The sequence below is a fragment of the Wolbachia endosymbiont (group B) of Gerris lacustris genome, from assembly GCF_964028355.1.
In the GTDB taxonomy this organism is placed as follows: domain Bacteria; phylum Pseudomonadota; class Alphaproteobacteria; order Rickettsiales; family Anaplasmataceae; genus Wolbachia.
Genome location: NZ_OZ034761.1, coordinates 141,757 through 162,349, shown reverse-complemented (window position 1 = coordinate 162,349; position 20,593 = coordinate 141,757). Strand labels below are relative to the sequence as shown.

11 protein-coding genes are annotated in these 20,593 nt (G+C 34.4%); 1 reads left to right on the top strand and 10 read right to left on the bottom strand.

All coding sequences use genetic code 11. The features are described 5' to 3' along the window. Window positions 1–5 precede the first annotated feature (5 nt). From ABWU62_RS00790 to ABWU62_RS00770, 5 genes are all read right to left on the bottom strand, one after another. Complete coding sequence (locus tag ABWU62_RS00790) at window positions 6–8,900, bottom strand: neuraminidase-like domain-containing protein (protein WP_353287178.1); 8,895 nt, start codon at window positions 8,898–8,900, stop codon at window positions 6–8. A 1-nt stretch (window position 8,901) separates the two neighbouring features. After that, window positions 8,902–9,261: a hypothetical protein gene (locus ABWU62_RS00785; protein ID WP_353287177.1), complete on the bottom strand. Its 360-nt coding sequence runs from the start codon at window positions 9,259–9,261 to the stop codon at window positions 8,902–8,904. A gap of 48 nt (window positions 9,262–9,309) precedes the next feature. Beyond that, on the bottom strand, window positions 9,310–16,470 hold the full coding sequence (locus ABWU62_RS00780) for a SpvB/TcaC N-terminal domain-containing protein (RefSeq protein WP_353287176.1): 7,161 nt from the start codon (window positions 16,468–16,470) through the stop codon (window positions 9,310–9,312). A 100-nt stretch (window positions 16,471–16,570) separates the two neighbouring features. Further along, window positions 16,571–17,488, bottom strand: coding sequence for a patatin-like phospholipase family protein (locus ABWU62_RS00775; RefSeq protein WP_353287175.1), 918 nt, complete (start codon window positions 17,486–17,488; stop codon window positions 16,571–16,573). A 4-nt stretch (window positions 17,489–17,492) separates the two neighbouring features. After that, window positions 17,493–17,711, bottom strand: a complete 219-nt coding sequence (locus ABWU62_RS00770; RefSeq protein WP_353287174.1) for a hypothetical protein — start codon at window positions 17,709–17,711, stop codon at window positions 17,493–17,495. A gap of 120 nt (window positions 17,712–17,831) precedes the next feature. Here ABWU62_RS00770 and ABWU62_RS00765 point away from each other — a divergent pair, with 120 nt between their 5' ends. Beyond that, window positions 17,832–18,359, top strand: a complete 528-nt coding sequence (locus tag ABWU62_RS00765) for an ankyrin repeat domain-containing protein (protein ID WP_353287173.1) — start codon at window positions 17,832–17,834, stop codon at window positions 18,357–18,359. On the opposite strand, the gene ABWU62_RS00760 is transcribed toward ABWU62_RS00765, so the two are convergent. Genes ABWU62_RS00760 through ABWU62_RS00740 form a run of 5 tightly spaced genes read right to left on the bottom strand, consistent with a single transcriptional unit; the run spans window position 18,325 to window position 20,581 of the window. Then, window positions 18,325–18,567, bottom strand: a complete 243-nt coding sequence (locus tag ABWU62_RS00760) for a hypothetical protein (protein WP_353287172.1) — start codon at window positions 18,565–18,567, stop codon at window positions 18,325–18,327. The genes ABWU62_RS00765 and ABWU62_RS00760 overlap by 35 nt on opposite strands. Next, complete coding sequence (locus ABWU62_RS00755; protein ID WP_353287171.1) at window positions 18,537–19,313, bottom strand: contractile injection system protein, VgrG/Pvc8 family; 777 nt, start codon at window positions 19,311–19,313, stop codon at window positions 18,537–18,539. Before ABWU62_RS00755 ends, ABWU62_RS00760 begins: the two co-directional genes overlap by 31 nt. A 1-nt stretch (window position 19,314) precedes the next feature. Beyond that, the gene (locus ABWU62_RS00750) at window positions 19,315–19,488 is read right to left on the bottom strand and encodes a tail protein X (protein WP_353287170.1); all 174 of its coding nucleotides are present in this window, start codon (window positions 19,486–19,488) and stop codon (window positions 19,315–19,317) included. A gap of 10 nt (window positions 19,489–19,498) precedes the next feature. Beyond that, window positions 19,499–19,933: a phage tail protein gene (locus ABWU62_RS00745; protein ID WP_353287169.1), complete on the bottom strand. Its 435-nt coding sequence runs from the start codon at window positions 19,931–19,933 to the stop codon at window positions 19,499–19,501. Window positions 19,934–19,936: 3 nt separating this feature from the next. After that, the gene (locus tag ABWU62_RS00740; RefSeq protein WP_353287168.1) at window positions 19,937–20,581 is read right to left on the bottom strand and encodes a hypothetical protein; all 645 of its coding nucleotides are present in this window, start codon (window positions 20,579–20,581) and stop codon (window positions 19,937–19,939) included. Between the last annotated feature and the right edge of the window lie 12 nt (window positions 20,582–20,593).

The window sequence follows — 20,593 nt, the reverse complement described above, 5'->3', positions numbered from 1 at the left end:
AGAAGTTACCAGTTAATCGTTGCTTTATAAGGAACCATAATTATGATTTCCTCAAGTTTACTTATATCTGCATTGTTGACTTGAATATTCCAGTCAGTGCCAATTGTTAGTGAAGGATTAACAATCTTTTTAGAATTACGTTCCCAGTTGTAGTTATCCAATTTTATAGTTATTTTATCTGCATCTGGCGTTGTAGGTATGATACAGATATTGTTACCATCATTTAAATCAACTTCTGGATCCTTTACATGAATAGGAAAGATTTCAGGAAATAGCTTGAACTTTAACTCAGAGAATTGCCCCTTTGCCTGTTTAAACTTGCCCCATTCTTCCGGGTAGACCGCACTTAGATTGACAACTAATGTACCTTGATAGTACTTTATTTGATCAAGATTTTTTACTTGACGACTTAAAACCTCACCTCCATTTAGAGCTGTATAGTCTAAATGAATTATCACATCAGAAATAGTACTAATATCAAACCTATTGGTTGCTTGAGGAAGGCTTAATTCCCAGGTAGAAACTGCACCTGTGCCTTCAAATGGTAAGTAACGTTCATCACCAAAACTAAGTTCAAATAACCCACTATCTTGATCAGCTTTTGAGATAGCAATTTCTTGATTTGGCTTCCAGTTAACTCTTAAAAGATCAGTTTCAGGCTGTTCTTCTTCACTTGGGTTCACTAAGTATTTAATTGCGTTTATTGCACCATCGCTTTTTAACACTACTTGGTTACTTGTTTGTTGCAAACTTGCATGAACATTTTCATAAGGACCAACTACTGCTGGAACAGTAATCTTTATATCTTTAATCTTACGAGCATAGTGACCAGGGAAATCAAGGTCAAATAATTTTTCCGTGAAGGAGAATTTACAGCTTCCCTTAGTTTTAAGCTCATGAAGTGCTATAGGATCAAGAGATTTAAGTGAGATTACTTTAGTGATTTCTAACCTTCTTTCATTGGTATCATGGTACTCTTTGTCAAGTTGCTCAAGTTCAAACTTTAACTTTTGTCCTGAAAGTAGGCCTTCTTTTAAGCTATTCCAGTGCCCTGGTTGAATGAACGCTTTGCCGTTATCAATCTCATACTGATAAGTCCATTCAGCTTGCCTTGCAACTTCTAGTGCAAGTCTATAAGTTTTAATATATAAGCTTTTAAGTTCTCCCTTCATCCAGCTATATAACTCTTGGTTAGTAAATTTACTTCTAAAGAACTCTTCTTTTTCTCTGATTTGCTTGATTGATTCCTTGTGGGCTCTAAGGTCTTGTGTAGCATTAGCTTGATTTATTCTATTAGCTTCTATTTGATGGCTAATTTGCTCAACATCATGAGTTGCCATGATTTTTTGCAGATCCCAATCTTGTGCCCGTCTTTCGTAGCTTGCTGATGTGCTTACATTCTGTGATATATTAGATAGTGTGTTTGATGTTAATATCATTGATTCAGCAGTAGCTTTTGCAACCCCTTCAGGTTTACTACCACCACATGCTAATCCAAAAATATTTGGAATAAGACTTAAAGCTCCAGCAATTAGCGTGGCATAATTTGAAAGAGTTAAAAAAGTTGTAGAAGCAACAGCTGCAACTATTGCTGCAATTTCAGCAGCTGATAATCCGTCATTAATTAATTTCTCATAGTGAGATTTTCGATCCTTTGCACTGCTTAAGCTTACATTAAGGGCTTTAGCTTCTTCTTTTAATGCTTCTATGGCTTTTTCCTTAATAGCTGTCATTAAGTTAGCCATTGCAGCTTCTTGTTTGTTGTAAAGTAAACTAAGTGCTTCAGCATCTTTCTTTTCTAAAGCACTTAGCAGTTCTGAGCCAATTTGAGTAACGGTATCAGCAATTGATTTAGCATAAGTGATCATGTACTTGAAACGGTAATGAGGCACTTGGGCTATTTTTGGTAACCTTATAATACTTCCACCGACTGCAGTACTTATTAGTTGTCTTGGATCAATTGGTGGTTGGAATAGAGGAAGCTCTAAACGTTTACCTTTGATATCCAAGCAATGTCTTATTTTATAAAGACGATCCTCAATCCTATCCCACAAGGCAATAAAATCTTTATTTTCTGGAGTACAGAAATAGCTGCAATACATAGTTGTATCAAGCGCTCTTGTAGTTCTGCTAGAAGCCACTATATTTTGTTGATTAGTGTTTGCTGGAATAGCTGCTTCTATTTTACACATATTGTTTTTATTACCTAATAATTGATCTATATCTTTAGGGCACTCAATAGCGTGCTTTCCTTTCTTTTTAGGTTTTTCTCCAAGAAGATCCCAAGCTCTAATATAAAGCATTGTTGCCTGATTAATTCCTTCCCATGAATTTTGAGAAAAGAGCATATCACCCCAGTCAATCAAGTTATCTACATACGATATTATCACATACTTCTCATAAGAGATCTTTTTCTTGTCAGCCTCTTTGTACGGATCAAGTAAATCAATTAACTTTCCACTATCACACTTCTCATTATCATATGGATTTCCGCATTTAGCTTTAAAAGGAACAAATTGCCATGCATCGCAACTTTTTTTGAGAGGGTTAAAGATATATTGGTACCACTTACGTGCTTCAGCAAACTTCTGCTCTTGATTGAATAGATATGCAACCAGTGTTGGAATATGGAAGAATATTTCCCATAAATATACTCCGTAAAATTTATCAAAACTTTCGTTAAAATATTTTGCTGTTTCTAACAATTGCTTAATATTTTCCTTATCATGTGCTAGATCTGATGGAGTTTTTCCTGCCTTATTCTTAAGTATAATAGCACCACTATCTATAAGATTTTTCACTTCATTCAATCTACCAAGCTTTACTTTTTGGTGAAGGGGAGTATTGCCATGTTTATCAGCCGTATTAACTTTCTGCCCAAATGTTAAAATTACCTCTGAACCTCCTACATAAGCTTCTTTATATGATTTATCAATAAAATTAACAACTATAGGCTCTTCTAACGAGATATTAGTATTATCTTTTTGATTAAACAGACCTGTTACTAATTCTATATCTTGTGTTTTTTGTACATCTAACTTTCCGAAATACTCATCTTTCTTTTTCGTTAAGATATCTTGATTGTATTCGTTCTTTATTTTTTTTTCCAAATCTGTTTTTTCTTTCTTAAATTCTGCTATTTTTTCTATTTTTGTGTGTATTTTTTCATTTAATCCACCTATTTCTTCATTTAATCCACCTATTTCTTCATTTAATCCACCTATTTTGTTTTCAAGTTGAGCTATAGTACCGTTTTTTTCTAGTTCATCCTTTTCTCCTTCTAAAGTCACTATGTTTTTTTCTTTTGCCAATTTACCTATCTCATCTGTTAGATTCGTTGCTTCTATCTCTAAACTTGTTAATTGTGTCAGTACTCCTAATTTACTCTCCACAATTTCTTTTGACTTTCTTAATCTCAGTTCTAAGCTATTTATTGCTTCCTGTAACTTTCCTTTCTCTACTGATACTTTTGGTAAATTATCTTGTATTGACTTCTCTTGCTGTAAGTCATCCAACCGTTTCTTTAAATTCTCTACTTTTCTCTGTAAATCATCCCCCTTCCTTTTTCTCTCCATTATAGAGTCTATTATACTTTGCAGATCATTTTTCTGCTTTTCTTTTATTTTTCTTTCACCTTCCTGTTCATTTCTATTGTTTTCTAGCTTTTCCTTCTCCTTACAAAAATCGTTTATTTTTCGATCTTTCATTTCTATTTTCGTTTCTATTTCCTCTTTTTCAGCTTTGATCTTTTCATCGTATTGTTCTTTTCTTATTTTGTATGAGTTTTCTATACTACTTTTTGCCTCATTCAAATTCTTTGATTTGTGAATAAGGTATTCCGAATCTGTAAAGGAATAGGTACTTTCTCCTTTTAACCGAAGGTATTTTGTCAAAACAAACTCACTATTTTCGAACTCCTGCTCCATAGATCTGATCAACACTTCTTGTTCCTCATTAAGCCTGACTTTAAGTTTTCCGTAAAATTCACCTCTTATCAATTTTTTATATCTTTCAATCTCGTTTTTGTAAAATAAATTTGCACTATCTCCAGCCGCTCTGTTTTTTATGTGATTTTTGTGTTCATCTATCTTGGATAGATATTCTATCATTTTACGCTCGTACTCATATTCTCTCTTAATTTCACCAGATAGTTGTTGCTGAGCTGACCAGCTGCCATCCACTTTCTTAAATATATAATTCACAATTAAAGTAGAGTCATCTATTGATCTGTTCTCAACTTGTTTTTCCTTTTTAATTCTTTGTAACCAAAAAATAAATACTTTACCAAATGCGTAGATTATCCTTGCTATACTAACTGGCATTTTTGTATCAATTTTTTCCCAAGGCAGCCAATTTTGTGCCTGATCACTTTTAAAATCAGCAACGCGATAATAGTAAATATAAGGTTCTGCCTGAGTCCGACCTATTACATACAACTTTTCCTTTTCTTTTGCAAAATACATATCAACTATTTCTAGGTTTACAAGCTGTGCAAAATCTTCAAAGTACTTAATATATGCGTTAGCTGCCTCTTCATCTGTGAGATTACCTTGCATCAAAGTATTTTGTAATTCCTTATACTCTGCAGTTGCAGATTTACGTAGCGTAGGGTTTAGATAATTTTCAGGGTATAAAGCAACCTTTTTAGTTGCTTCCCATTCTCTATAATTATCCAACAAATCCCACATTTCTTCAGTTAATTTAGAGTTGACTGTTACTCCTTCTTCTAGCCCTAACATACAACGGTGAATATATAGCTGAAGACTATTTAGCCCTGCCTTAAGCAGAGAGATTTTTGAGCAATCGCTCATTTCAACATCAATCAAAAGAAATGCATACAAACCTCGCATATTCTTGTTTTTGATTTCAGGATATGTATGTAACATGTAGCCTGCTAGAATATTACGCTTTTGATCTTCTAGGTGCTCTTTTACTCCTTCTACATAGCTTAGCGATTCCTGTAGTCTTTTTGCAGCGCTATTGTACTGATCCCATCCAGTAGATGCTGGTAAATTATGCAAGTCTTTTAGTTCCAACAAAATCTCACCAGCTATTCCTGTTTGCTCTGACATGTCCGTAAAAGACTTAATTTTTAGCAAAGAATCTATAGGATGATTCTCTTTACTGAAACACTTTTTAAAAGCATTAATTTCTTTGATTTGATTTAGTAACTTTTTATCCAAATTAGTAAGCTGTGCTATTTTTTCTGTAACTTTGCTTTCATCATAACTGTCACGTAGCCATTCTACATATTGTGAAAGAGTAAGTTCGTTACCTGAAAACTCATCCTGAAGTGTTTTGTAATTTTCAAGAGTCTTAATCTGATCTTCTGTCCACGTTGCTTTTAGCTTATAGGCATCTGCATGATTTGTAATATGATCTATATCTTCTGCATCCATCTTGAGCGTTGTAAATACAGCTGTATTATTTAAAAGCTCTTCGATTGCTGCGTCATACGTTACAGATAAACCTATCGAGTATACCCGTTCGTATGTATCACCTTTTGCATTCTTGAAAACTAGAGTTGCTTTATTATTTCGAACACTTATGGAAGTACACTCATCAGGTTTGTAAACATCGACAGCTTTCCAAGCTTTAGCCGTGTTGTCATAAATATCTATTTTTCCACAATATCTTGTGCTACTTGTGATTTCTGCAAGCAATCCATCAGGTATTTCATTATCTACAGCTACATGCACTACCCAATTTTTACTTATAGAATCATAAATATATACTTGACCGGTAGCTCTATTATCCTTCTTCCTTGTAAAAAATATAGCCTTTGCATCAACTACAGCTACTGATACATTTTCACGAACTTCACTAACTGTATGCGCTGTCCAACTATTAGCAATACTGTCATAAATATCTACTTGTGAAGAGAACTGTTCATTACCCTTATCGCCACCAAAGAAAATAGCCTGTTTATTAACTACAGCAACTGATGTCATATCACGTGCTTCACTTACTGTATCGCGCACTTCTACCCACTTTTCAGTTTTAGCATCATAAATGTCTATTTTATTGGACCTTGTTTGACCTACTTTACCACCAAAGAAAATAGCTTTGCCATCAACCACAGCTACTGATGCATTTTCACGAGCTTCACTAACTGTATGCATTGTCCATTTTTCAGCTTTACTATCATAGATATCAACCTTTGAAGAACACTGGTTATCACCTTTACTACCACCAAAGAAAATAACTTTCGTATCAATTATAGCTACTGATGCGTTTGATCGTGCTTCACTAGCTGTATCTGTGCGATTTACCCATTCTCCATTATTATATATATCTATCGCACTTGATCTTGTTTTATTAATTTTACCACCAAAGAAAATGGCTTTTTCACCAACTACAGCAACCGAAGCATTTGAGCGAGCTCCACTCGCTGTATGTTTTTCCCACACGCCATCATCATAGACGTCTATTTGTGATGAACATCTTCTATTATCTTTATTTCCACCAAGGAAAATAGCTTTGCCGCCAATAACAACCACTGCAGCACTATCACGTGCCTCACTAGCTGCTTCAGTTGACCAGCCTCCAGTATCTTCATCATAAATGTCTATTTTTCGTGAGTATTCATTTTCACTTTTCTTGCCACCAAAGAAAATAGTCTTTTTACCAATTGTTGCCACTGCTACGTTCTCTCGTGGTTCACTAATTGAATGCTCTACAGAACTTTTATTACGTACTTTACTTTCTCCAAGAAAAATAGCCTTATTGCCAATTATACCTACATCATGAACAATATTTTTATTTGGAGACTCAAGTCTTAATAACTGCAAATTTGTTGGCTGCTTTTCTGTAAATTGATGAGCTGCGGCTAATACGTCAGAGCTTATGTTAAAATGTTTACGTATTTCATTATGAAGATTCTCTCGTTCTTCTATTACCTCACTTATTCTTGTTTTGCATTTTTCAGAAAGTGTAGAATCATTGATTAATGCATCCAACCTTTCCTTGCTTGTTAGTTTTTTGTTTCCCGTTTTTTCTATTATTTCTTTTATTTTATATTCTTCAGAAAGTGTAGAGTCATTAATTAGCGAATCTAATTTTTCTTTGCTTTTTAATTCTTCCAATATACCTTTTATTTTCGTTTTGCAATCCACAGAAAGTGTAGAATTATTCATCAACGCATCTAATTTCTCTCTGTTTTTTAATTTTTTGATTTCTGATTCTTCCAGTATTTTTTCTATTTGTATTTTCCACTCGCCAGTAAGCTCAGCGTGACTCACTAACGAGTCTAGCCTTTTTCTGATTTCTAATTCTTGATTCTTTTCTATTTCTTCCTCTATCTCATTTATCTCCTTTACATGCTGGTGAGAAAGTGCAGAAGAGTTGATCAATGTGTTTAATTGCTCAATGGTAATAGAATTGTTATTTAGCCAATTATTTAATTCAAAAATACGCTCTATATTATCTAGATTTAGATCAGTGATGTTTAGCTGCAGTAAAATTTGTACTATTTCTGCTGTTGATATATTCATCAACCTTGCTAGCAGGATTTGCTTATGTACTTCTGAGATTAATGATTTTCCAATTTTGTCAGAAACTTCATCGTTATAGTTGACCAAAGAAATGAGCTCGTTATCACTAATATTCCAAATTTTCTTTAGTATAGTACTATTATCTGTGTTTGTAACTAAATCCTTAAGCTTAAATTCACTTGGTAACACTGCAATTAGCGCGTTTAACTTACCAAATAACAATTTTAGTTGCCCAGCAAGCTGAGTAAAGTTGTGTAGAAACTTTTGCTCTTTAACACTAATTTTTTCTTGTTTCTTGGCTTTCTTGCTATGAGTAGTAGATTTATAGTTATCAAGCAGCCATTCCACTTCCTGACGTTTGACTCCAGTTCTTGCAATGAATTCATCAAAATTTTCTTCTTTAAATGGTTCAGAAGGTTCCTCTATACCATAAATTTTCTTTAAGTCTGATTCTTTTACTCCTTGTAAAAAGAATAGAGATTCTGCTGCATTACTAGCATCTTCTTTATTTTTACTGGCTTCTATTGATATAGAGGCATCTTGGTACAGTTTACATACCTCACTCAAAGGCTTCTTAAATTTTTCCTGTAAGTTTTTTATTCTGCTTATCTCCTTTAAAGAATTTGCATCGATTTCTTTTATTTTTCTATTATCAACAGCAATCAGTACGCCACTCAGCTCGTCAAATGACCAGCCAAGTTTATTTGCAAGGCGAATAAAGCGATGTAGAAAGCCTAATGCCTGATCAATGTTATCTATATTACCAGAATTGATACTTAGCTTATTGGCAGGATCAATTCTGTTATAGCAGTCAATTAGCCGCTCTAATTTATCAGAGTCTATATTAGTTTGAGCAATGAACTTCTCAACGTTTTTAAGTTCACTTTCACTTGTACCATAAACTTCGCTTAAGTTAGAATTTGTAGAAGTGATAAGATCATATTCTTCTGGAGAAAGGCCTAAAGATTCTGCAACGTTATCAGCTTCTGGTTTTAGCACCTTATATAGATCAGCTAAAGTAATGCCTTGTTTTTCGAGATAAGCGCGTATGCTAACTAAAGCAAAATTAGCAGGCAGATTAAATGGATATTTAGCTGTTGCTAACTTCTGTAGAGCATTGCCACCTAGTTTCCTATCTAGATTCTTCCCCATTATCTCATTAGCAATCTCTAGGTATAACTTTGTTTTGTTAGTGCTATTACAATCTAGTGGAAGCTCAAATAAGTCAGGACGACGTTCTTTAAGCTTATGCCCTGGAATATACTTTTCAATAGTCTCAACTAGCTTAACAAAGTAAGCTGCTGGACTTAAGACTGACTGGCAGTGATCACATTCGTTGTAACCATCTTTAGTTTTTAATATATCTTCAACTATGTTGCTATCTGCATTAGTATTTGTGGTTGTCATATTATTCCCCTTGTAAACTGTGTATAATTCCGTCGCACTCCGCTGCAGTATCATGATCAATATTGCAAACTCGTAGTGCTCGGTAATGTGGTTCGGTCATTTCTCTGGCATTTTCTATATACCGAGAGACGAATTCCCTTCTTGCTAAGGCCTTCTGATAAATATCTTTAGCCTCTTGCTCTGTGATTGTGTCTTTTACCCTCTCAACAAAGACATCCTCACATAAATCTGTAATTTTAAATGTTGAGTCATATAAATACTCATCATTTTCATTTTTAAAGCTGAGTAATTTCTCAGCTTCTTCAATGTTTATTCCCATCTTCTCTAGGCGAAGTTGGAAATCGTTAATTCTGTCATCCATAATTTTCTCCTTTAATTAAAAAAATCCTTTGTTTATGCCTAATTAAATTTATCCTGTTCTCCTCTTTTTTGCTTGTTGGTTTATCGTTTCTATTCCTTCTTGGTTATTGTCATTAGAAGGTTGTAGTCTTTCTTTGTCTATACTGGAACTAGTAGACAGGTTATTATCATTTGTAGGTAGACGCAAAGCAAATTTTTCTTTGTAATTTATTGAATTTTCGATCCATTGTGAAATAAGTGTTTCTAAATTAGAACTCTTAGAAGTTGTAGGACCTGTAGTACCTATAGAACTTATAGAAGTGTCAAAATTTTTTGCTGCGTCCTCGAGATCTTTTTTCACGCTTAAGCCCGCCTTTCCTTCATACTTATACTTTTTTAGCACAGGAGATAAATCTTTCTTGAGAAATCCAGTCACTTCCTCATATGTTAAATCTTTGCTCCAATTTCTCTCCTGGAGAAATTTTAACTGCGCTTTATCAGACACTTTATCTAAACTAGTGTTTGCTGACGCATGTATTAAGTTAGTTTTTGCAGCCATCTTAGTGAGCTTTTTTGCCAACTTCCCATTCTTCCCTTCGAAATCTATCATAATATTGTCAGTTAAGAGGTATGGCTGAGTGTGAGCTGCATGGATTGTCTTACTCAATTCACCTTTTCCAATTTGAACAGTAGCCTTTTCTTGAAAGCTAATATTCTGTGGAATTAATTCCTCTTCAAGTAAGTATCTTACGAATACAGTAGTCTTGATAAGATTTGCAATACGATCGTTCATATGATCTTGAAGATCCTTTTTTACTGGAGTTTTTGCAGAACCTTTTTTTATAGGGATATTTTTTCGATTTTCCCCATCAACGTCAACGCCATTGATAGGATTTCCTTTGACAAACAGATAAAGGTTAAAGCCATCAACAGTCCCAGCAGGATCAGGATTTATCCACCTTAGGAGCCAAGGAGCGTAGTAACGTGCACCGTAGTAGTAAAGACCCGTGCTCTCATCTCTTTCCTTTCCTGAATATCTATATTCTTTTTCAGTTACTTCACGAGCTGTTTTTCCTGCAATAAGGGCTGTACCACCAAATGGCAGATATTCCTCATATGTCATGATTTCAGCATTATCATTTAACTCTAAGGCTGCCGAATCTAAATGATTACTCAGCTGATAACGATCTTGGTTTTCTCTAGTTTCATCTGAAGTTCCTTTTGTCCAATAATGATGTAGAGCTACTCTACTTTTATCGTCCATTATATGAACAGTGTATTTCTCTTTATTTAAATTATTATTTTGATAGGTTCTGGTAACCTCAATATCACCAAAGTAGATTTTTTCTACTCGAGTAGAGTTTGTTTCATTATTCTGATAGGTTTCAGTAATTTTACGTATCCGCTCTCCGCTACTATCATAAACATAATATTCACTATCATTTTTACCATTAGGCCTTGTTACAATATCAACATACGCTATGTTATCACGGTAATTCCAGTGTAAATTCTGTGTACCACTGAGCTTCAATAAATTACCTCTTTCATCATAACTTCCATCTATACCATTTTCACTCACAGGCCTTCTATCTACTACCTGTAAACTGCGATTAGATCTATTCGATATGTAAAATTCTTTAGTAGAGCCATGAACTCCTGTATGCCTAATTTTTGTGATATTGCTTCCATAATCAAAGTCATAATATTCCGTGTAATTGCTAATCGCATTTTGGTTATTTAGATGCGGAATCGGTGTAATAATTTCTTCCTTTCCATTCAGCGCTGGATGTTCCTTTCCAGTTGCTTGAGTCAGCCGATAAAGCGAATCGTAATGATAATCAGACTTAGTATCTATACTTTTGTTATTTGGAAAAATAGTCTTATAAGACTCATCTTCCATTGTGGTAATGTTACCTACAGGATCATACGTGTAGTTAATACTTTGTAATTTCTTTTGTTCCTTTTGACTTGTCAGCTTAGTGAGCTGAAAAGTTTTAGGGTCATAGCTATAGCTGGTAACAACACCATTGCCATAAGCAATTGACGTACGCTGACCCTTAGGGTTATAGCTAATATCAGAAACGTAGGTTTTAATTGCTTCTTCTTGCTTCTTAAGTTTAATTTGTTTTACTCTCCCCGCTATATCATAAATTGGACTATGAGTATTATTTTGTGGATCTGTTTTTTCAATGATTTCTCCGATTGCATTATACTTTACACTTGAGTTAAATATTTCTCGTTCAAGATCTGCATAAGTTGTAGTAATACTTTCAACGTTTTGCCAATTTGCCTCTTGTTTATAATTCTTCCTCAGAATGTAGCTACTTTTTAATGTCTGACCTTTAAAATCATTTTCTTTAGCTTCAGTTAATCCTGCTTGATCGTAATGGGCAATAAGCGTTCCATAACGATTGGTAGCCTTATCTTGAATGTCTTCAGAGTAAAAGAATTTTTCGACGACATTATTATTTAAATTTAGGTCCTGATCAGTAATTTTTACTCTTACTGGTCGTTGCAATTTATCATATTCTGTGTAAGTAAGTGATCCTTTGCCATCCCAATTGTATACGCTACTCCCTGCAACATTTGCTAAATTCCAGGTTTCTCCGGCATCAACACTGGCACTTTTTAAAAGTCCAGCCATCGAATAAACATGGCGAAAATTTTTTACCTTTTCGTTTTCTTCTTTACCTTGGTTTTGCTCATAAAATCTTGCATCAACACTTTCCAGCTCATTTCCTTGAATATCAAGTTCAACGTGGGATTTTAATTCTATACTGCTTTGTCCGTCCTTATTTAAGGTTTCTATCTGCAGAAACTTTCTTCCTAAACTGTCTAAATGCTCTATGGTTGGTGTATTGTAGTGTTTTTCTGCTTTTTCTAATGCATCTTTTTCACTTTCCAACGTTTCGTTTTCTGCATTAGCAAAAAACTCTTTATAGTATGTCGAATCTTTCACTGTATCATTAAGATCAAAATTCTTGATAGTCCACGAATCAAATTCTACTTTGCTGAAAAAACCTTTTGCCGTATCAATACGAATATTCCTCAGCAGAGGATCATAATAAAGAGTGTCAGATACTCCTTGATTACGCACACTCTCTTCGAGGTCATAAAAAGGTGAATTACTATAAAAAGGTTCATACTTTTTCACCTCCGTACCTTTATTGTTATATACAACTCTCCCTGATGCTAGCCACTTTTCACTCTCAGAATCAGTCAGCATTTTAGTTTCAAGATTTCTACCAAATCCATCAATATGAGTTACAACTCTCCTGATTCTTGTAGAACTTCCTTCTGAAACATGAGTTTCTCTCAGCAAGTTAATCACATGCACAGGTTGGCCATTTCTTCTCCATGCTTCCAGATCATAATAAAAGAAACTGGTTGCATTCTGTAAATAGTACTCTGGACCGTTTGCTCCTTCTGCTGTCCCTAAAACATCTTCAAAATTTGGATTCTTTCTAACTTGATATTCGAGTAGTGGCTTATCACCTTTTTCTTCTCCGTTTTCGCTGCCGTAAATTGAAGTAGCGATTACCACTCCAAGTGGATTTAAAATAACTTCTGATACATTATTATTGTGATCAATAAGTTTTACTGGTGTTAAACGTTGATAATCATATTCTGCTGTCGTTTCATAACTTGAGCTTGCAGTTGCCTTTACAATCGTTTTTATTGGCAGTAAATTATACTGATCATAAACAACTGCAGTCTCAGCGCCAAAAACATCAATTACTTTTTCAGGTAAATAATATTTATCACTACCACAATAATGTTGCGTAGGACTTGGTGCCCACCAGAAGTTGTTTGACGTTTTCTTATAGCCAAGATCTTTGAGCATTTGCTCAGAGGTTATTTTACCAGAAAATACTTCTTTTATTTGACTATCAGAAAATACCATAGCTTCAGTATGGTGGAGAAGCGCTTGCTTAGTTACCGATCCTAGCGGCAAAACTCCACTTTGCTCTTCATTCCAATAGTAATTGTGATTTTCACTTAAGAGTCTCGCCTCTAGGCTTGTATAATTTAAAGCTTCTTCAAACCTAATAGTGTTTTGTAGAGATCTCTCTACGTGATTTCTTAAGTCATTAATATTGATATAACCGTCAAGTAAGCCCCCAATCTCAAAAGCTTGTGATTTGTATAAAGTTCCAAGTAAGTAAAATCTTTCAGTATTATTTATGTAAAAGCTCTGTTCTAAAGTAGCGTGTAACTTTTGCTGTTCTAAATAATTATTTGGCTGATTTCGACGCGGATAAGTAATACTTGCTGATTTAGTGACATTACCATATTCATCTACTTCTAAAACAAAATCGTGCTGAATACGTGGATCACAGCAATTTCTTTCATAGTGATAACTAATTGTTTCTTGTAAGTTAACAAAAAATGTTCCGTATTTAAAAACTTTGTGAGAACTATCATTACTAGACTTCAATAATTTTACTGCAGCGCTGGATTCAGTGACTGAGTATGGATGTAAGTAGAGCTCTCCTTTATCTAAACCATAGACTTCTTGTCTTAGCACTTGCCCCTGAATAGCTCGGTATGCCTGTCTTTTGTCCTCTATTGAGATGATATTTTCATCAAATACCTGAGGAGTGATTCTTAAGGCTTTCTCATCCCCTTGGTAAAATTCTTTTCTATAACTTTCAACTAAATCTTTCGCCTTTTTGTAAGCTCCAGTGTGATACCAAGTCTTAGTGTAAATTGGCGCTACATAATGCTCTTTTTCGGCTTGATTGATCGTGGAAAAATCTTCTGTATCCCAAGTTTCTACAAAACCAAAACCTCGAAATTCTTTTTCAGTGTAATCATAAAAACCATGATGATAGCAATATTTGTTGGTCAGTCTACTTCCTACTATGTTATCTATGGTTTCTATTTTTTCAATCACTTGTACTGGAAACGGTAAATTCGTTACCCACGGGCGATTTTCTTTTCTATCCTCTAAGTAAAACTTAGTAGAAGCTGCATAATGAAGACGGGTAATGTTACCCATGTTATTATCTATTTGCTTCAGCAAGTGCGGTTTTACTCCATTGTAAAAATCATAGTATAAATGCTGTAACTTTAAACTTTGATCCAGATAGCTAATAAGCAAACAGTTAGTTCCATTTCCTAGAATGTCAGCAAACTCAATACGACCAATTTGATTGTAATTCAACGGTAATTTCAAAGTTACTGGTTTACTGAAAGAGTTGCCGCTATTGTTATAGTAGATATCTAAGCTATTATGGTTAGCATAAACTAGATCTGTAGTACCAGAACCGTCAATATCAGCAAAGTAAAGTCTTTTTGCATTAAATCCATCCCTAAAGTATGGAGCATTTTTAAATACAACTTTTTCACCAAATTTACCGTAGCCAAGATTTGGCCAACACTCTACTTTACCATTTTCTATCTTTACTAAGTGGCTCTTACCATCACCAAACATATCAGCAAAGCGTACTAAAGTACTCTCTGAACTGGCACGTTGATTTGGCAAATCTTTTGGCGCTCTACTGTAAATAGCCTTTTTATACCCTTTTTTACCAGCAGATGGATATACTCTGACATTTTCTCCCTCAAACACTACGATATCAGTTCTTCCATCTCCGGTGACATCAATCATTTCCTTAAGTTCACTACTTAAGTTAACTACTTGCGATTCAAGAGGCTTAAATTCACTCCACTTACTATTGCCATCAAAGTCATGGTAACCTTGAAAGCTGCTCTCATTCACGTAAAGTTGTAACTCACCGTTACCTTCCATGCTCATCAGTGAATAAGTAGTTTTTCGCAGTAATGATGGAAATTTTTCTAGCAGTTTTGCCTGAGAAAATTCTCCATTTCCATTTGGCCTAAAATAAAGGATTGTATTGCCATCGTTATACAATATTCCTTCAATACCTTCTTGATATAAATCAACCGATTGAAACCTTTGATCATTTAAGTACCCAGGAAAGTTTTTGTTTATTCCTTCTATTTTTACCGATCTAAAAGAGTTTTTATTATTTAAATTATGAAGATCTAAAAAAACTCCTTTTTCTTTTATGACAAGAGTTTTTTCACTATCTTTAATTTTCCAATTTGAGTTTTCTTCAGAAATTTCTGAATCCTGCTCTGAAAATACAAAATCTTGTTCTTTTAAAATCTGCAAAAGCTGTTTAGATGGTTTATTTTCATCTTTTACTGCAACTGCTGAAGTTGTCGAAATATAAGTTGGATTATCGCTAGTATGAGAAAAAACTAAAGTTGGTGTAGCCTTAGTAAATCTTTTTTCTCCTCTCTCATAATAGCCAACTTGTTTTACCGCTCTTAAGTAGGTAATTGTTGGTTTTTTATCGTAATCAAAATATGTGCCATTTACTAATATTGGCTCTCCATCAAAATGGTGGTAAATTCTTATAGCTCGACATAACAGCTCAGTTCTAACTGCAAACCCTGTAATGTGTGAGGTAAATGGATCCGGGCGGATGATAGCTTTTCTCTCTTTGTTGTACTTTTTATCTATCGGACTGGTAAAATCATTTTCGCCATAATCAAACAGAACTTCAAAATGGTTATAATTTAGTTCTTGGTTATATCCATAAGTAATGCGATCTATTACTTTACCACCACCTTGTCTTTCTAAGTTTGCTGTACTTGAGCGATAATAATAAAATATTTTATTTCCATATACATCACTTAATTCCTCAAGTAACCATTCTGCTATGCGGCTATTACTCTTTGGATCATAGATTTGTGCTTGTTTATTTTTACCATAAATGGCAACACTGCCATCTTTACTAGTGACTTGCCAATAAACCGTATTATCATCTCTACTTATCAAACGCTCTATTTTAGCAAACAATCCTTCAACACGTGGCTGATAATAAGTAATATCATATTTGCTATTACTTGTTTGATTAATCGCAACTAAGTCATCTGCTCCTATAAGTACAAAAACATCTTCATCATCATAAGTTGGAATTTTTTTTGATGTTTTTCTGATAATACTTGCTATTGAAACATTAAACCCTATACCAAATACTCTATTGCCACCACCAGAGCTATAATCAACACTTAAAGAAGGCGAAAAATTACGGCACGTTGGAAGTGGAATTGGTATTGAGAAGGACCCAGTACCGGTGAACGAATTAGCTTGAAAAGCTTCACTGATTCCTTTTATCGCTCCTCCACCTTTTGGTAATTCAAGCTTTTTAGCTTCAATAGTGGACTTCTGTGTAGTATCTTTGTTAGGTTCCATTTGATTTGATTGCGTGAAAACGCGCTTTTATGTTATATATATACAAGATTGGTAAAAAAAACGTCCAAATTATTTTTATCAAAAAAGTCTTGCCTTAAACTTATATTATTTTGATAGCACAAAAATCATCAATTACCCTTTGATGACTTTCTATTATTGCCTTTGCCTCTTGCTGCAAACATTTAATATTTTTGAATGTTATATCATCCATCTCAGCTGATGCTACTTTGAGTTGTGATTGTATTCGTATATATTTATCACCCATTACTTGCTCTAGTTGATAATCAACGCAATCTAGTCCAGATGTAAACATCACATTCAGTAGTGGCTTGACCCACCCTATTTTTCCAAATCTCCTTGAGTTAGCATACTTTATACTTCTATCTGTTCCACCAGTGCCTATTGATAGCAGTATAATCTCATCATTTCGAAATAACCTCTTAGCACTTGCATATGCACAAGCCGCTGGATTATTGGCAAACACTCCGCCATCTATCAACACTCTCTCTGTTTGGCTAATTTTCAGACGTTTTGGTGTGAAGTACGTTGGAGCAGCTGTTGTAGCTCTGAGTGCATCTTTCAACTTAATGTTTTTTTCTTTCCAACTTTTGAAGAAAAATTCACAACTATTGTGAATGTCATAACTGGTGAGCAGTAGATTACTTGCAACATCGGCCATAGTACTTTCACCAAAGTATTTGTTGAGAATAAATTCCATATTTCTATACGAGTACTGAGAACCACTCAGCCAAGAAGCAATTGATTTTCTCCAAAATGATGATTGAAAGATATAAGCTCCATACTCTTGGTAAAGTCCAACTAAATCATTGGCAGAGTATTGAGGTTTATTGCTTTTACAAAGTCCAGCAACAATAATCCCACCAGTTGAGGTTCCTGCCATTAAGTCAAAAATTTGAGAAATTGGCTTTTTTGTCCTAGATTCAATTTCTGCTAGAATAATGGCAGGAATTATTCCTCTAATTCCACCTCCATCAACGGATAAAATATACTTTGCCACTTTTTTACTTGTGTTTCTGCTCAAGTTCATTAACTTCTTCAGCGAGGTTTTTAACTCTTTCTTCAAGGCGATAGATAATTTCTGTCGTCCTTTGATTTTGCTCTATAAACCTATCATGAATGTGCACTCTTAAGTCGAGTTTGGCCAGCCACCAGATGAATGCTATTGTTTGTATTACCATAGTAGCAATTACTGCTATAGGGATCTTTTCTGTGTTTGCCATCTTTTTTAAAGGAAAAGTTGTATATATATACAAGATTCATCAAAAATACGTCCAAAAAATCTTAAGTAATTTTTTTAAGTAAAGTTGCATTAAGCAGGTAATACATATAATATAATAGACATGAAATCTAGTCTTGTTCGAAAATTATTAATAAATTCAATAATACCAATAATATGTGCCATCTTTTTGTTTCAACATTTTAGACCGTCAAAAAACATACCAATAAAAAGTAAAACAACTAGTGAGGATAGAATAGCATTGCGCATTGCAGCTGAAAGTTGCAATTTGGATAATGTAAAATCCTTAGTAAAAAACGCAGTAAATATCAATGATACCTATTATTTTGGCGCAACATCATTACACTATGCGACAAGCGGAGGTTGTTTAGAAGTTGTAAAATTTCTAATTGAAGAGGGCATTGATGTAAATACTACTGATGCTTTTAGCTGGACAGCTTTGCACTATGCTGCACGAAAAGGACATCTGGAAATTGCTAAATTTCTACTGGAAAATGGAGCAAATCCTCTTGCTAAAAACAAAGATAAAAAAACTCCTTTAGATCTTGCTGTAGAGGAATTAAACAATAATAAAGAAGATATTTATGAGGAAATTATCAATTTACTTTCTCACTATCAATTATTCCCATAGCAGCTGTGATGATAGTACGATAACCCAGGTTATCAATCACATGCTCAGCCTTATTTATTATCCATTCACCATAAACTCCCTTGTGAAACCCCAAAAGGTTGATCTTTGCTTCGGCAAATAATTCAGGACTCCCTGGCATTGTGATATTGAGTGTTGCTGCACCACTCATCAGCTGATTTAATTTTGCAGATGCTGCACTTTGCGCCAAATCACTGCTTGCATAAATATCTCGTAGAATATAGCTTGGTTCCTGATCACCTGCTTTTCCATCATAGTCTCCGCTTTTTCGTAATCATACCAGTAGGCAATAACAGAGCTATATTGATTACGCTCATTAAATCTTACTTTCCAACTTGCAATATCTGCAGGTGTTAAAGTAATAGTGCTTAAAGTTTTTCCTGTAACTGATTTTGCTTTTCCTTTTGAAACAAAAAGTAAATATCCTCCAGCAGGTTTTGCTATTGCTCCATAAATTTGAGCAAGCCTGGTTAAAAAGTGCATATCACTTTCTGCAGTCTGATCAATATGTGATATCATGATATTTGTAAACTCCGCAGCAACTTTAGCTTGATAGCCATGTTTGTTTGCGATTTTTTTCACTAAATCATTTAAGGTAATTTGATGCCACTCATTAAACACTTGTTCCTTTAAAGACTGTTTTAAATCTGCTGCATGACTTTTAATTTTTAATGCCTGTGGTGGACTTTGTACTGTAATTTCATTTACTATGTAATCTCCCATTGGCACAATGCCAGTTTCTTTATACCCAAGCAAAATATTCAGCTTTGCTCCGGTTTTAGGAATCTCAAATAATGAATCACGGTCATCAAGGTGAATTACAGCAGTATCACTTATTATTCCAGCTTCATCAGTAATATGGATTGATACCAAGCGACTTTTTATCAACTCAGTGATGGAAATGCCCTCTACTGAAATACTAAAGTCTGGTGTCATTTTAATCCCATAGTTTTACTACTTGCTTTTGTGCCTCTTTTTGAATAACAGGAAGTTTAATGATTAATCCTGCAGGAAGAAGTTCGTACTCTGCAAGCCCAGTGTTAGCTTTTAACACAACCTCAATTGCTCCAGAGCTGAATCCATAATGTTTCCAGCAAATCAAATCTAACATATCATCTTCTTTAGTCTTGTAGTACATCATTGTCAGTTACAGTAAAGTCAGTAGTACTATTTCGTGATGATAAATTGCTATCTAGTAATACGTTATCATAATGTTTTAAACTTAAATGAAACTCAATCTTCCTTGGTTCGCCATTTGGAAAAAAGAATTTCTGCGTTTCTTCTATTTTCATGATAACAAAATGGCCTAAAATGTTACCTTGGCCATCAATAAGTAAAAGAGGTTTTGATGAATTTCGCATATTATTTATTTGCCCCAGTCCTCCAAGAAAATGCGAATAGATTACTCCCGCAAGCTCAATAACATCCTCTCCAGGACCAATACTTTGAAGCAAAGGCTTTTCTCCAATACGCTCAAGTGCAGGCCAGCGATATTCATTCCTGCGTGTGAAACTTCGCTCAGTTAATGAAAATCTATATGGACCAAGAGACAGCATAATTTAATTTATATCATAAAGTGCGCCACTAAATTGCTCTCTAATTCGCTCCATTACTTCATCAGCAATACTACGTACGTCTTGTCCAGAGCTTGGGTGAATATTAACATTAAAGTGATTATTGTGTGTTTTATTCTCTATAGTCTTATTGTGCGCTGCAATTGGGTGCTTAAGGGCGTCGCTTATAGTATTACTTACAGATCTAACTTCTAGTTTAGCCTCATTTTTTTTGCTCCATAGATTATTGATTGTTTTAAAAGGCTGAGTAATATTATTCCAAAATTTTCCTACCCAATCAGAAAAAGATTTCCATACAATTTTTACTGATTCCCAGATAGTAACAAAAAAGTTCTTCACCACTTGCCATTTGGTAATTATCAAAGTTGCAGCAACAGCAAGACCACCAATAATCAGCCCCATAGGGTTGCTCATTACGGCAATTGTCAATGCTTTAAATCCAGCAATTATTGCTGGAAAAACTGCAGAAAGACCTATTTTTACCAAAGTAATAACAGATCCAAACACTTTCCAAGTAGATAAAAGAGCCAATAAGGAACCTTTTACAAAAGTCCAAGCATAGCCAAGAGATATGGCTGCTATTTTAATGCTAATCAACGCAGTAATCATGCTCATGATCACTGTAGTCATACCAACTCTCAT

Coding starts and splice junctions, on each gene's coding strand:
- ABWU62_RS00790 (WP_353287178.1), bottom strand. CDS start 8,900: ATGACAACCACAAATACTAATGCAGATAGCAACATAGTTGAAGATATA.
- ABWU62_RS00740 (WP_353287168.1), bottom strand. CDS start 20,581: ATGACTACAGTGATCATGAGCATGATTACTGCGTTGATTAGCATTAAA.
- ABWU62_RS00770 (WP_353287174.1), bottom strand. CDS start 17,711: ATGGCAAACACAGAAAAGATCCCTATAGCAGTAATTGCTACTATGGTA.
- ABWU62_RS00745 (WP_353287169.1), bottom strand. CDS start 19,933: ATGCTGTCTCTTGGTCCATATAGATTTTCATTAACTGAGCGAAGTTTC.
- ABWU62_RS00780 (WP_353287176.1), bottom strand. CDS start 16,470: ATGGAACCTAACAAAGATACTACACAGAAGTCCACTATTGAAGCTAAA.
- ABWU62_RS00785 (WP_353287177.1), bottom strand. CDS start 9,261: ATGGATGACAGAATTAACGATTTCCAACTTCGCCTAGAGAAGATGGGA.
- ABWU62_RS00750 (WP_353287170.1), bottom strand. CDS start 19,488: ATGTTAGATTTGATTTGCTGGAAACATTATGGATTCAGCTCTGGAGCA.
- ABWU62_RS00765 (WP_353287173.1), top strand. CDS start 17,832: ATGAAATCTAGTCTTGTTCGAAAATTATTAATAAATTCAATAATACCA.
- ABWU62_RS00755 (WP_353287171.1), bottom strand. CDS start 19,313: ATGACACCAGACTTTAGTATTTCAGTAGAGGGCATTTCCATCACTGAG.